At 54.0% G+C, this 13,679-nt stretch carries 8 protein-coding genes, 1 tRNA gene and 1 pseudogene; 2 read left to right on the top strand and 8 right to left on the bottom strand.

Annotated features, from left to right (window positions below; genetic code table 11):
* Nucleotides 1-220 precede the first annotated feature (220 nt).
* From QLG08_RS02460 to QLG08_RS02435, 6 genes are all read right to left on the bottom strand, one after another.
* Entirely contained in the window at nucleotides 221-1,678 is a 1,458-nt protein-coding gene (locus tag QLG08_RS02460; protein WP_013026295.1) for an NAD-dependent succinate-semialdehyde dehydrogenase, read from the bottom strand.
* 151 nt (nucleotides 1,679-1,829) lie between these two features.
* Nucleotides 1,830-2,789 carry an HTH-type transcriptional regulator Cbl gene (gene cbl, locus QLG08_RS02455; RefSeq protein ID WP_013026296.1) on the bottom strand — a complete coding sequence of 320 codons (960 nt, stop codon included), beginning with the start codon at nucleotides 2,787-2,789 and terminating at the stop codon, nucleotides 1,830-1,832.
* A 210-nt stretch (nucleotides 2,790-2,999) separates the two neighbouring features.
* Nucleotides 3,000-3,917 carry a nitrogen assimilation transcriptional regulator NAC gene (nac, locus tag QLG08_RS02450; protein ID WP_013026297.1) on the bottom strand — a complete coding sequence of 306 codons (918 nt, stop codon included), beginning with the start codon at nucleotides 3,915-3,917 and terminating at the stop codon, nucleotides 3,000-3,002.
* Between the two features lie 893 nt (nucleotides 3,918-4,810).
* On the bottom strand, nucleotides 4,811-5,836 hold the full coding sequence (locus tag QLG08_RS02445) for an ABC transporter permease (RefSeq protein WP_172796950.1): 1,026 nt from the start codon (nucleotides 5,834-5,836) through the stop codon (nucleotides 4,811-4,813).
* A 23-nt stretch (nucleotides 5,837-5,859) separates the two neighbouring features.
* Nucleotides 5,860-7,344 (bottom strand): sugar ABC transporter ATP-binding protein, encoded by a 1,485-nt coding sequence (locus QLG08_RS02440; RefSeq protein WP_013026299.1) that lies wholly within the window; start codon nucleotides 7,342-7,344, stop codon nucleotides 5,860-5,862.
* Between the two features lie 30 nt (nucleotides 7,345-7,374).
* Nucleotides 7,375-8,298 carry a sugar ABC transporter substrate-binding protein gene (locus QLG08_RS02435; RefSeq protein ID WP_013026300.1) on the bottom strand — a complete coding sequence of 308 codons (924 nt, stop codon included), beginning with the start codon at nucleotides 8,296-8,298 and terminating at the stop codon, nucleotides 7,375-7,377.
* A 503-nt stretch (nucleotides 8,299-8,801) separates the two neighbouring features.
* Between QLG08_RS02435 and QLG08_RS02430 the strand changes: the two genes are divergently transcribed.
* Together QLG08_RS02430 and QLG08_RS02425 are read left to right on the top strand one after the other, a co-directional pair.
* Nucleotides 8,802-8,877 (top strand) — tRNA-Asn (locus QLG08_RS02430).
* A 796-nt stretch (nucleotides 8,878-9,673) separates the two neighbouring features.
* Entirely contained in the window at nucleotides 9,674-11,218 is a 1,545-nt protein-coding gene (locus tag QLG08_RS02425; RefSeq protein WP_022623359.1) for a methyl-accepting chemotaxis protein, read from the top strand.
* Between the two features lie 309 nt (nucleotides 11,219-11,527).
* On the opposite strand, the pseudogene QLG08_RS02420 reads toward QLG08_RS02425, so the two are convergent.
* Nucleotides 11,528-11,710, bottom strand: a pseudogene (locus QLG08_RS02420) (2Fe-2S iron-sulfur cluster binding domain-containing protein); the annotation flags it as partial.
* Between the two features lie 31 nt (nucleotides 11,711-11,741).
* The gene (locus tag QLG08_RS02415) at nucleotides 11,742-13,541 is read right to left on the bottom strand and encodes a DNA/RNA non-specific endonuclease (protein WP_022623361.1); all 1,800 of its coding nucleotides are present in this window, start codon (nucleotides 13,539-13,541) and stop codon (nucleotides 11,742-11,744) included.
* Nucleotides 13,542-13,679 lie beyond the last annotated feature (138 nt).

Genomic DNA, 13,679 nt, shown 5'->3' with positions numbered 1-13,679 from the left:
CAAAAAAATTTTTCTGCCGTATTAATGACGGATTTATTGCGGAATTGCCGAAGCGTTAAACAGATGATTTACCTCACAAAAAACCCGCCTTGCTTTGGTGCATTGCGCATGAAACTTGCACTAAAAAGGAGAAAAGGCGCAAAAACCAGATCTGATGCACAAAAAAAAGCGCCAGCATAACGATTATGCTGGCGCCTGAATTCAGGTATTACGTCTTAAATTACAAACTGCCGAGATGGAATGTTTTTTGTTCCAGATATTCATCAATTCCGTAACGTGAACCTTCACGACCGATTCCCGATAATTTAACGCCGCCAAAGGGCGCCACTTCTAAAGAGATTACGCCCGTATTAAATCCTACCATGCCAAATTCCAGCGCTTCCGCTACCCGCCAGGCGCGTCGAATATTCTCCGTAAAGAAATACGCGCCCAGGCCATAAGGCGTGTCGTTCGCCATCGCCAATGCCTGCGCCTCATCGTCAAACACAAACAGTGGTGCCACCGGGCCAAAGGTCTCTTCCTGCGCAATGCGCATCTCACTCGTCACATGCCCCAGAACGGTAGGCTGAACCCAGGTTCCCGCTCCGCTGCTGATGCCGCCCGTTAACAGCGTCGCCCCTTTCTGTAAGGCATCGTCGATATGTGCATTGACCTTTTCAACCGCGGCGGTATTGATCAGGGGCCCGAGGGTGCTACCGGCCGCAAATCCGTCGCCCACCTTGAGGGTGGCCACGGCTTCCAGTAAGCGGGCGGAAAAGCGTTCATAGATGTTGCGCTGTACCAGAATCCGGTTGGCGCAGACACAGGTTTGCCCGGCGTTACGGAATTTGCTGGTCATGACGCCAGCCACCGCGATCTCAATATCGGCGTCATCGAAAACGATTAACGGCGCGTTGCCGCCCAGTTCCAGACTCAACCGTTTTACGCTGTCGGCACATTGTTTCATCAGTAACTGACCCACACGGGTTGAGCCGGTGAATGAAATTTTACGCACCAGGCGGCTTTCGGTCAGTGCGGCGCCAATTTCCGTCGGCATACCGGTGACCACCTGCAAAACACCGGACGGAAAGCCGGCGCGCTCTGCCAGAACCGCCAGCGCCAGGGCAGACAGCGGCGTCAGGTCAGAAGGTTTAACGATAATCGGACAACCCGCCGCCAGCGCAGGCGCCACCTTGCGGGTAATCATGGCAATGGGAAAATTCCACGGCGTAATGGCTGCCGCTACGCCGACCGGCTGTTTTAACACGATGATTCTGCGGTCGGACGTGGGCGCGGGGATGGTATCGCCGTAAATGCGACGCGCCTCTTCGGCAAACCACTTAACAAAACTGGCACCGTACAGGACTTCGCCTCTGGCTTCCGCCAGCGGTTTGCCCTGCTCGGCCGTCATGATGATGGCAAGATCGTCGGCGTTATCGACAATCAACTGATACCACTTTTCCAGCAGTGCGGCGCGTGTGGCATTGGGTGTTTTGGCCCAGTCATGGCGTACCGACTCCGCATGATCGATCGCCGCCTCGGTTTCTTTCCGCCCCAGCGCCGGAACCGTCGCCAGCGTCTCACCGGTTGCCGGATCGATAACCGGCAGCGTTTCGCCCTGATAACCGTTCTGCCATTGACCCGCAAACAGCGCCTGCTGACGCAACAGCGTGTGATCTTTTAGTTGTATACGTGACATCGCATCCCCCTTTGTTCAGATCTTTCCACTTTATCGGGAGGGGAGAAGCGCAGGATGTTGTTATTGCCGGCCAGAAAGCGTTCGCTGTGAGGATTTACGGCAGAAAAAAAATTTTATGCCGTTGCGCCAGGGCGCTGGATGTTCAGGGTTGCTAAATCTGAAAATCGATAACCGGCTCATCGTCACCCGCGGAGGACAGTGCCTGCTCTTTAATCTCTTCAAGCGATAAGTTGGCGTTGCACAGCTCCAGAAATTGCCAGACATAGTTGCGCTGCAGTTGGCCCCGCTTCAGCCCCAGCCACACCGTATTAGCCTCAAACAGATGCGTGGCATCCAGCCTGACCAGCTCACCGCCCGGTTCGGTTTCACAGGCCTGATCGGCCAGAATACCGACACCAAGGCCAAGTTTGACATAGGTTTTCACCACATCGGAATCCTGTGCGCTGAGCACGATGTCCGGCTTTAAGCCTGCCCCCTGGAAGGCCCGATCCACACGTGAACGCCCGGTAATCCCCTGGCGATAAGTAATGAGCGGATGGTGACTGAGCGCATTGAGCGATACCGGCTGTTGCTGCACCAGCTCGTGATCGTGCGGCACCAGCAGGGCATGATGCCAGCTAAACCACGGAAACGCCGCCAGGCTGCTGTTATTCACCAGCATCTCACTGGCAATTCCGACATCCACCTCGCCTGCCAGCAGCATGTTCACAATTTCCTGCGGTGAGCCCTGGTTCAGTTCAAGCCTGACGTTGGGATAAAGCTGGCGAAACGCCTTGATGACGGGCGGCAGACTGTAACGCGCCTGCGTATGCGTGGTGGCGATGGAAAGGATACCGCTGGATTCATTGGTAAACACGTCTGCCAGACGGCGGACTTTACCGGCTTCGTCCAAAATGCGCTCCGCAATGGTTAATAGCGCTTTCCCGGGCTCTGTCATGCCAAGCAGCCGCTTGCCGCGTCGGATAAAGATTTCAACCCCAAGCTCATCTTCCAGATCGCGAATATGGCGGCTGACGCCCGATTGCGAAGTAAATAGCGTGCTTGCGACCTCTGTAAGGTTGAACTCCCGTCGTGCCGCTTCGCGGATAATTTTAAGTTGCTGGAAATTCACACTATTTACCTCTCTTTACACAATCCGATAAACAGAGGGTAAAAAGGATTTTCGATAACTGGAAATACTAAAAAAGTTTTATTTATGCATTTGAAGCATATAGAACAGGGCGGGAGACGTTGAGCTGCATCCTGATGGACAGTCACAGAAAGGGCAGCGGCGCGATATCTACGCGCCCTGCTTTAGAGAAAGTGGGTCAGGACAGGCGTACTAGCTGACCAGGGTGAGTTCCCGTTTTTCCGTCAGCGGTTTGTTCAGCAGCGACAGCAGGATATTTTTAACGGCCTGCGCCGGGGGCGATAAAGGTAACCGATGTGAAAGGTTGAGCGATAACGGCAGGCTGATCGTCGGGCTGGTAATACGCGCCATCCATGCCTGGGTGGATCCCACCAGCGCCCGGGCGGCGGATTCCGGCAATACAGTGACGCCCATCCCGCTGGATATCGCGGCGGTCAGCGTGGAAAGCGACTCTATTTCACCAATAATACGCGCACTCAGGCGGCGCAGTGAAAATGCCTCGTCAACGCGCTGACGCACGGCACTGTAATCGCGTGGCAAAAACAGGCTCATCTGTGCCACTTCAGCCAGATCCACATTGGTACCCGGACAGGCAGTGGTGCCGACCAGATACAGATCTTCTTTGAGCAGCGGTAGACTGTTGATCCCTGCCGTCGGCGCACGGTCATACAGCACGGCCATATCCAGCTGCCCGCTAATAATGTTTTCATTCAGGGCGCTGCTGCTGTTTTCATGCAGGTAAACAATGATATCCGGATACTGTTCCCGTACCGTTTGCAGCAATGGCATCGTCAGCGAGGAGGCGGCCGTTCCGGGAGCCAGTCCAATGGAAACCTGCCCTTTCACCACTTCACCGGCATTCATCACCGCTGACTGTGCCAGCTCACACTGTCGCAGAATAACGCGCGCATGGCTGTAGAGTAATTTTCCGGCTTCCGTAGGTGTTACGCCGCGTTTGGTGCGATTCAGAAGCTGCTGCTCCAGCTCACCTTCAAGCGTAGCAACCTGCTGGCTTAACGCAGGCTGGGCAATATGCAGCACTTCTGCTGCCCGCGTCAGGCTACCGATATCGACGATTTTCACAAAGTATTTCAGCCGTCTTAAATTCATCTTGCCTCCGTTGCTACGTCAAGGTTTCTGGCTGATCCGTATCAACCAGCCTGTATACAGATGAATTGCAATATGCAGACCAGGTTTATTCAGATCGCGAAACATGTCGGGAAATAATTGCTAAGCATCAGAATAAACAGCGTTTCTCTGTACCTCCAAAGAGGTACGTCGGGGGGCACCACCGCATTCAGGCGGCGACACAGGGTGAGCTGCACCGCAACAGTGCGAAACATGTCAAACCAGCGTGCAGCGTCGGCCCTGTGCCAGCAAAGGTTATCGACGTGCCAGTGTCCGGCCCGGTTATGCAGGAGAAAAAGCAGAAAGAGAGTGAGATGTGTTGCTGCGTGGCTGCGTGGCTGCGTGGCTGCGTGGCTGCGTGGCTGCGTAAAAATCTAAGACTGTTGGCTGAGGAGAAACAGGTTTATTGCCTGAGCGGTTGATCGATTCGAAACGTCTTCCCACCTGCAACGCTCAATACGCTCACGTTTTTTTTAAAAAGGTCAGAAAGGCGAACACGCAAACACATTTGTGTTGTAGCAAGGCGGCGATTCTCTGGCACCAGAGAAAACCCCCACGGGATTCCGTTTAAACGCTTTTTGGTTTTGCTGTCTTTTGTTCTCCTCAGCCAGCGAAGTGCGAATACGCAAACGCATGTGTGTTGTAACAAGGCAGCGATTCTCTGGCAACACAGAAAACCGCCACGGGATTCCGTTTAAACGCTTTTTGGTTTTGCTGTCTTTTGTTCACCCCAGCCAGCGAAGTGCGAATACGCAAACGCATGTGTGTTGTAGCAAGGCGGCGCCAGGCGCTTAGGCCCAGGAGCATAGTAAACTATGTGACTGGGATAAGCGCCTGGTGCCAACGCCGCTACGGCGCAAAGGCGGCAGCGTATTTTAGCGTTTAGCGCGATTGCGTCGCATATCGATGGTAACTGCGGCAACAATGATGATGCCTTTGATGATGTCCTGGATATAGGCATCCACCCCAACAAAGGTGAATCCGCTTTTAATCAGACCAAGAATTACCGCACCAATCAGCGTGCCGGTAATACGGCCCACTCCACCCATCAGGCTGCTGCCGCCGATCACCGCTGCGGCAATCGCATCCAGTTCGTAGCCCACGCCCATGCTTGACTGGCCGCTGCTGACGCGTGCCGCCAGCACTACGCCTGCCAGGCCTGACAGCGCCCCCGCAATGGTGTAAACCATGATCAGGTATTTGTTGACGTTAATGCCGGACACTTTGGCCGACGTCATATTGCCGCCGATGGCATAAACATATTTGCCATAACGGGTATGTTTCAGCGCAACGTGAAACACCAGCGCCACAACCAGAAAAATCACCACCGGCATGGCACCCTGACCAATAGAGGTGAATCCATCGGACAGAAAACTGATGGGGTTACCCTGGGTGTAATACTGCGCCAGACCGCGCGCAGAAACCATCATGCCCAGTGTGGCAATAAAAGGTGGGATGCCGGTGCGGGTAATCAATACGCCATTGATCAACCCGCACAGTAAACCGACGCCAATGCCGGCAGCAATCGGCACGGCCGCAGGCATATTCACCAGGGATGGAAACATCGGCGTCAGCGTATCTGAGGTTTGCGCCAGGCTGGCAGCCACCACCGCAGTCAACGCAATCACCGAACCGGAAGAGAGATCGATACCGGTCGTAATGATCACCTGGGTTACACCGACGGCGATGATACCGATGATAGCGACCTGCAATACGATTAAAATCAGGCGGTTCGTGTTCATCAGGAACGACTGATCGCGAACATACCAGCCAAAAATTTCAAAAATTAAGGCAATCCCCACCATTACCACAAAGATGCCGGTATCCTTTGGAACCCGGTGACGCAGGCTTGCCAGGAAAGAGGGTTGTTGCTGAGAAGCCTGAGCGGCCGTGGCTTTCATATTACTCATCGTGGTTTCGCGCCTCATTCGGATGCTAACGACAAAATAGTTTCCTGATCGGCCTCTTCTTTATCGAGGATGCCGGTAATGCGCCCACCATGCATCACCATGATGCGGTCACTCATGCCCAGAATTTCAGGCAGCTCTGAGGACACCATAATGATGGCAACGCCACGGTTGGCAAGCTCACTAATCAAACGATAAATTTCTGCTTTTGCCCCAACATCAATGCCGCGCGTCGGCTCATCCAGGATCAGGATTTTCGGTTGAGCCAATAGCCAGCGGGCGATAAGCACTTTCTGCTGATTGCCGCCGCTCAGGTTATTGATGATTTGATCCATGGTAGGGGTTTTAATATTCAGACGGCGAATTTGATCCATGCAGTCCTGAGCCATTTTGACATGGCTGACAAAGCCGCTTTTGCCGCTGTATTCCGGCATGTTGACAATGCTCATGTTCTCCAGCACCGACAACACCAAAAACAATCCTGACTTTTTACGATCTTCAGTCAAAAATGCCATGCCCTTTTCGATGGCGACCGACGGTGAGTCAATATTCGCCGGGATGCCGTCAATCAGAATTTCGCCGCTGTCAAAATGCGTCATGCCAAACAGGCTTTCCATCACTTCGCTGCGCCCGGCTCCGACCAGGCCTGCCACACCGAGAATTTCTCCCCGGCGCACACCGAAACTGACGTCGGTGAAGCGGTCTTTGCAGCTCAGATGACGAACGGTCAGCACCTCTTCCCCGATGGCATTGTTGAATTTAGGGAAAAGCTGTGTCAGCTCACGCCCGACCATTTTAGTGATCAGAGACTGGCGCGTGAACGCACTGGTGCTGTCGCTGCCCACCCAACTGCCGTCACGAAACACGCTGATCTCATCCGTGATGGAAAAGATCTCATCCATTTTGTGACTGATATAAACGATGGCTTTACCCTGTTCGCGCAGATCGCGAATGATGGTAAATAAATGTGCGACTTCGGTTTCCGTCAACGCGGAGGTGGGCTCATCCATAATGACAATGTCGGCATCCCAGGACACCGCTTTGGCGATTTCCACCATCTGCTGTGAGGCGATGCTCAGTTCGCCTACCATGCGGTCGGCTTTCAGTTTGATATTGAGCCGGTTAAGCAGCGCCTGCGTGTCTTTATTTAGCCGGGCATGATCGACAAAACCAAATTTCATCGGCTCCCGCCCCAGCCAGATATTCTCGGCCACGGTCATGTGCGGCACCAGATTCAGCTCCTGGTGGATCATTGACACACCCGAACGTAACGCATCCATGGTGTCCCTGAACTGCACTGGCTCCCCTTTAATCTTGATGGTGCCCTGATCGGGACGGTAAATCCCGATCAGGCACTTCATTAAAGTGGATTTGCCCGCGCCATTTTCACCCATCAAAGCATGTACCGTTCCAGAGCGGACGCGCAGCGACACATTGTCCAGTGCCTTCACACCCGGAAAGAACTTGCTGATGCCTTCGGCTTCAAGCGCAAAAGCGGTCATACATCACCTCCGTACTACGGGTTCAGACGTTTATTTTTGGTTCATGCTGGTATATTTGGTGTAGTTGTCTTTGGTGATCAGCTGGAATGGGATATCAACAATCTTCTGCACTTTTTCACCGTTTGCCAGTTTGATTGCGGTCTGAACAGCGCCTTCACCCTGCCCTTTTGCATCCTGGAATACGCTGGCCACCATCTTGCCGTTCTTGATCATCTGCAACGCATCCGGTGTGCCATCCACGCCTGCCACCAGAATGTGTTTATCGTTCTTGCCTAATGCCTGAATGGCACCAATCGCCATTTCATCATTGTTTGACGCGATGGCATTGATATCATCGCCAGCGGTCATCCAGTTGCTCACGACATCTACCGCATCGTTGCGGCTGAATTTCGCCGTCTGCTTTTGCACCACTTTAATATTCGGGTATTTCGCCACTACGGCTTCCACGCCTTTGGTGCGTTCGCGGGTCGATTCGTTAGCCAGATCACCTAATAAAATGGCAACGTTGCCCTTGCCGTTCATCGCCTTCGCCAGGGCTTCCATCTGCAGACGGCCCGCCAGTTCAGAGTCAGAGCCCACAAACGCCATTTTGTCGCCTAGCTGGGCCTGGGGTTTACGGTTAACAAATACCAACGCCACACCGGCCTTGGACGCCTGATCGATAATGGGTTTTACGGCGTCAGTGTCGACGGGGTTAACAATGATGGCGTCAACGCCCTGTCCAATAAAGTTCTGTACCTGCTGGAGCTGCTGGGCCACATCGCCTTTGGCATCTTCGATCTGGCCTTTGACGCCATCTTTTTTCATCTCATTTTGTACAGCGTTACGCACAATCGTCAGAAAGTTGTCATCGAAAACCGCCATAGAAACACCCACGGAAATATCTTTCGCCATCGCAGCGGCGGGCAACATGCAGGCTAACAGTGAGGCAACAATCGTTTTTTTGATGTTCATAGGGACCCTTCTTATTTGTTAACTTGCTAGCGATTTACGTTTCGAATGAAAAATATCTTTTACATTCACACTGCCTCGCCGGCGTTTTTATGGAAAATTTGAGGTAAGACGACTACGTTGATGCTTTTGCTAAAATCACCACTGCTTTTCTTATCCGCATGATTTTTCTTAACATGCTGACGGTATTGTCCTGACGCTGGTACGTCCATCCCACTTTCAGGCGCCAAGCAGTTTGTTTATTCCATATATTTCTTTTTTGAAATTTTTATCATAAAAGCACTGAAACAAGCGTTTTGATATCGTCAAATAACAAAACTTTGACATGCGTCTAACATCTACTGAGAAATGGCGTTAAAGTGAGATCCTGTTAGCAGTTTGAAAAGCAAGCGAATGTGTCTGATATTCACCAATGCGCTGCTTTTACGAGCACTTAAACGCAAACCATGAAAGAGGGCTTTGACATCCCTAACCGGCGCCGCTACTATTCGCCCCGTTCTGACAATTCCTCTGTAGTTCAGTCGGTAGAACGGCGGACTGTTAATCCGTATGTCACTGGTTCGAGTCCAGTCAGAGGAGCCAAATTCTTGTTTTCAGGCATGCTTTAAAGCCTTTCAACCCGGTTTTATTACGTCTGCGTGAGAAATTTTTCCGATGCGTAGTGGGGTTACCTGCGCATTCGGCGAAACAGCAAGTCTGATTGGCATCATTCCCGCTCGATAATAGCGTCATAAATCTGTTCCCCAGCCCTACGTGAAAAGCCTCAGCATCCCCCTTGTGATCGCCTTTTATACTGACTGATACACAGCGTCTTTCTCTGCTTGTCCATCCTGACGGTTCACGCCGCTGTCCTCTCCGAGAGCGCCTCGACCAAAAAGAATCCCGCATTGCATCAGGTGCCCGTCACTGACTCCGTCTGCCATCCGCGCGACGCTATGCGTAACTGGCTGAAAAAGAAGATCAATCCCGCATAACCGCACTAAACTGGAAAAGTTGGTTCAGATTCCGACCTGCAGGCTGGCGCAGTAACAGGAGGTATCCTGTTGAAAGCTGGGTTTTTCCGCGCTGTTCTGCGCCCGGTTTGGCTAACGTCTACACGGCCAAGGCTTTTTGTTTGTGAAGCGTGGCGCTGTCCGCGACAGCATTGGGCAAGGAAGCGCTACCCATAGCGCTGGCGTGGTCAGGTATGTTTACAGGCAACAGAAGTCTTGAGTCATGTGTTGATATAAAAATAATGGCTTTTATGGCGTCAGCTCCTGCCGATATCCCCTCCGTCTTAAAAAAGCGTCGTTCTGCGGTTTCTGAAAAGGACACTTAGGTTCACTCGTTCTTTGCCGAAAACAACATGGGTACGACAACACCATAACCGGAGAGAATGATGAAGGTATCGACACGACTGTCTGCTGGCTTTGCTTTTTTGATACTGCTTTTCGTCATCAGTTCAGCGGTTGCAATCAGCAATCTGCTTGAGACGCGTCAGAATATTGATGAGATCGTCAACACCAACCTTAAAAAAGTGACTTTGTCTAATGATGCAGGTACGGCGCTGAGAAACATGCTTGTTGAGGTGAGAAACATGGCGCTCTTCTCTGATCAAAAAGCAATTGAGAATGAGTGGGGCCGCTTTGAAACTCAGAAAGGGGTTTATACCCAGAAACGCACTGAGCTTGCATCCATGATCGAACGCGACCACAACCAGCAGGAAATTGGTCTACTCAGGAAAGTACAGCAGAATGAACAGGCCGCGCTCACGACACTCGCGACGGCGGCAAACATGGGCAGGCAGAGACAACTGAATGGCCTCGCAGATTATCTGACCAACGTTGTTCGTCCCCCTCAGCAAATCCTTATCTCCAGTCTCAACGAACTCACGGACATGCAGCGTGCCTTTGCTGAAAACACCGCCGTGGAAAGTAACGCATCCGCCAGCCGCGTTATCAAAACCTTTATTGTTCTCATCATTGCAACCGTCATTTCCGGCGCCCTGATTTGTCTCGTCATCAGCAGGAAGCTGATGCGCCAACTGGGCGGTGAACCTGCACAGGCTCAGGCGCTGGCCGCGACCATCGCTTCCGGGGACCTCACCTCCACCGTGCTGCTGCGTCGCAACGACACCAGCAGCCTGCTCGCCTCACTGGACAGCATGCAGGCCAGGCTGCGCGGCCTGGTATCGCAGATAAAGGATGCTTCCACTTCCGTGGCGCTGGCGGCCGACGAAATCGCCCAGGGCAACACCGAGCTGTCGTCACGAACCGAGCAGCAGGCCGCCGCCCTGCAGGAAACCGCTGCCAGCATGGAGCAGTTGACCGCCACGGTGAAGAGCAACACCGCTGGCGCGCAGCAAACCGCTGAATCGGCCCGCGATACGGCCCGCCTGGCCCGTTCGGGTGAGGCCGACGTGCAGCGGATGTCTGGCACGATGCAGGATATTTCCGTCAGTGCCGCTAAAGTCCGGGACATTACCTCGGTCATTGAAAGCATCGCGTTTCAGACCAACATCCTGGCCCTGAACGCCGCGGTGGAGGCGGCGCGCGCCGGCGAGGAAGGCCGCGGTTTTGCCGTGGTGGCCGGTGAGGTGCGCACGCTGGCGCAGCGTAGCGCCACGGCGGCCCGCGATATCAAAGTCCTGATTGAACAGGCCGTTGAGCAAGTGGAAAGTGGCGTTGCCGTGGCCTCCTCGACCGGGCAGAGCATCATCAAAATTGTAGGGATGGTCGGCGAGCTGGCGGAGGCCATGGACTCCCTCTCTCTGGCGTCCTCCGAGCAGATGCAGGGGATTTCACAGGTCAGCGTGGCGGTGAGTCAGATGGACGGCGTGACGCAGAACAATGCGGCGCTGGTCGAGGAGTCGTCTTCAGCCTCGCGTTCGCTGTCTGAACAGGCGCAGGCGCTGCGCGGTATGGTAGCGGCGTTTCATGTCTGAAAACGGGTTGTGGGTTCATGGTGAAGCATATTTTCTGTTTTCGTAGCGCATCCCGGTTCAACGGGTGCCGGCACAGGAATAAAGCCCTGATCCACAGCACAGAAAATCACAGGGTTCAGGCTGGCATTGCTGCCGTTGTTGCGCACGTATGACAACAATCGCCACACCCGGAGTAGCCCCCCTTTCACGCGCTCCCGCCTGCTTTTTACAATGGCATTACACAGCGAATCTCGATGAGGTTCGCTGTTCACTGACGCCTCAACGTCGGAAAAAAGAGGATGCTCCCCGCAAGCCTTCGTCTGCATGGGGTTAAAACTCGACGACAATATTGCCTTTGGGAATGCTACAGCACGACAAAATATAGCCCTCTTCTACGTCCTCATCGGTGATGCCGCCGTTGTGGTTCATCTCCACTTCCCCTTCCAGGCATTTCACCTTGCAGGTGCCGAAGATGCCCATACCGCACGCCTTGGGAATATGCAGCCCCAGCTTGAGGCGTCAGCCAGTGACGTTTTCTTCGCGTTTACAATAGCTCCGGCCACGTCATAATCAGTTTTGCCTGCACAGGCTCGGCCAGCAGGCTGGGATCGGGCTGCCAGCTGTCCCAGTCGCGAAATGCGCTGAAATCAAGCCCGGTCAGGGTTTCCAGTGAACGAACCGCCACGCGATATTCATCCACCTGCGGCACCGCTTCCGGTTGTAAAAGCGGCAACACGCGGCGAGGCTCATCCAGCAGCTTATCCTGACTGACCAGCAGTGCGGTGGCCTGCGGCGTGCCCTGTGGACCGATGCGCAGAACGACCTTCCAGAACAGCAGCGGGACCTGCAAATCCCCGTACTGCCGATGTTGATCGTTCAGTACCGGGCCGGTCAGTACACTAATTTGCTGTTTGGTTTTTAACACACCATATTCCAGGATATAGCGCTCAACCCCTTGCCAGTACTGCACGCTCTGGTTAAAGCGAAAATGCTGCGGGGAACAATTAGTGAAGTGGAACGTGTCTTTATTGGCGCGCACCGCCTCAGCCGCCGTGCCCCAGGTGGGATCGCTGCGGCGGGTGAGATGACCGCGATCGAACCAGCGACTGAACGCGCTATAAAACGACTGACCCGTAACATAGCGGCTGTCGATGCGGCTGTCTTCATACCAGCGGTCACCTTCGGGCAACAGCGAAGGTTGCCCACTGCCGCGGTCAATGTTGATATAGCGTGCCCCATCGATATTGGTGGCGGTAAAAAAAGCCAGCCGTCGTTCGGCATTCATCAGCAGAGAAAAGTGCTCGTAATTCAGCCTGGCATCAGCGCCGTTGCGCCCGTCACGCAGAGGGGCGACTTCCCCTGCACGCGGCGCGATAATCTGTGCCATATCGACAGGATTGTCCGCCAGAAAGTCTGCCTGAAAACCGTCGCGATTAGCGTAGTTTTCATCTGGCGCGGCGGCACTGGACTCAGGCAGTAGCGGTGCATTATCGGCCGTGAGCGCCTGCATCAGGATTGCCTGCCCATGCGGGGACAGCGCTGGCAACTCGCCCTTCAGCCAGTCGGTGAGCGCACTCATGCGAATGCCTTCGTTAACCCATTTTCCGCTGTCTTCTGTGGCGCCATGATGAAGGGCCACCAGCTGCCAGCCGTCGTTGAAGACCGGTGCACCTGACGAGCCGCCTTCACTGTCGGCCTCATAGTGCAGAAACTGTTCGTGACGTGCTAACAGGGCATTGTTGCGCAGCGTGATTTGCTGTGGCGCACCACCCGGATGATGGATGAGATTGAGGCTGATGCCCAGCGCATGTTTATCATTACGATCGTTAAGTGCCAGCGGCAGCGGTTGCTCACCGCTGTCGGTAAGCGCCTCGCCAAGCGCTATTAACGTACAGTCGAACGCCTCCGTTGGGCTGGAAAGCCAGAAGCTGTCGGCATCCACCGCATAAAGACGTCCTGGAAGAATTTCGCCGGATTCGCCCTGGCGATAACCGAACTGCAGCGTGATGCGCCCCGAAATGGCGGCTTCAGGCAGCACGTGATGATTCGTGACGAAGAGGTTGCCATAGGTCAGAAATCCACTTCCCTTAGGTATGCCATCTTCTCTGACCAGCGCGACGGCGCGGGCTGCGCGTAACCCCTGCTGTAAAAATGACACCGGCAGCAAGTCGTTAGCGCCCATAATGACGCTCTGGCGTGCCCGCTGTTGAAACGCATAGCGCTGCGCTCGTCGTGAGTCCGGTTCCGCCTGCTGGCCCTGGCTGAGCGCAGTGCGCGTCTGCTGCCGTTGCCCGGCCGTAATCGCCAGCCTTGAGGCTATCTGCGCTTTCAGTTGCTCGTTCATTCGCATCTCCATGGTTGGGTTTGCTCTCTTTAACCATAGCCGTTTATCACGAAACAGGCGGCACATTGCGGCGCTGCGACACAGTGGCTAACCTGCAGAAAACATCGTATAAGACCGTTTGAGCGTCTTAAACTGGCC

Source organism: Pantoea sp. V106_11 (genome assembly GCF_029967885.1).
In the GTDB taxonomy this organism is placed as follows: domain Bacteria; phylum Pseudomonadota; class Gammaproteobacteria; order Enterobacterales; family Enterobacteriaceae; genus Pantoea; species Pantoea ananatis.
This window is presented reverse-complemented; position numbering and strand designations above follow the sequence as displayed.

Excerpts from the sequence above, each read along its gene's own strand:
- QLG08_RS02460 (WP_013026295.1), bottom strand. The coding sequence starts at position 1,678 with ATGTCACGTATACAACTAAAAGATCACACGCTGTTGCGTCAGCAGGCG.
- nac (WP_013026297.1), bottom strand. The coding sequence starts at position 3,917 with ATGAATTTAAGACGGCTGAAATACTTTGTGAAAATCGTCGATATCGGT.
- QLG08_RS02445 (WP_172796950.1), bottom strand. The coding sequence starts at position 5,836 with ATGAAAGCCACGGCCGCTCAGGCTTCTCAGCAACAACCCTCTTTCCTG.
- QLG08_RS02440 (WP_013026299.1), bottom strand. The coding sequence starts at position 7,344 with ATGACCGCTTTTGCGCTTGAAGCCGAAGGCATCAGCAAGTTCTTTCCG.
- QLG08_RS02435 (WP_013026300.1), bottom strand. The coding sequence starts at position 8,298 with ATGAACATCAAAAAAACGATTGTTGCCTCACTGTTAGCCTGCATGTTG.
- QLG08_RS02425 (WP_022623359.1), top strand. The coding sequence starts at position 9,674 with ATGAAGGTATCGACACGACTGTCTGCTGGCTTTGCTTTTTTGATACTG.
- QLG08_RS02415 (WP_022623361.1), bottom strand. The coding sequence starts at position 13,541 with ATGAACGAGCAACTGAAAGCGCAGATAGCCTCAAGGCTGGCGATTACG.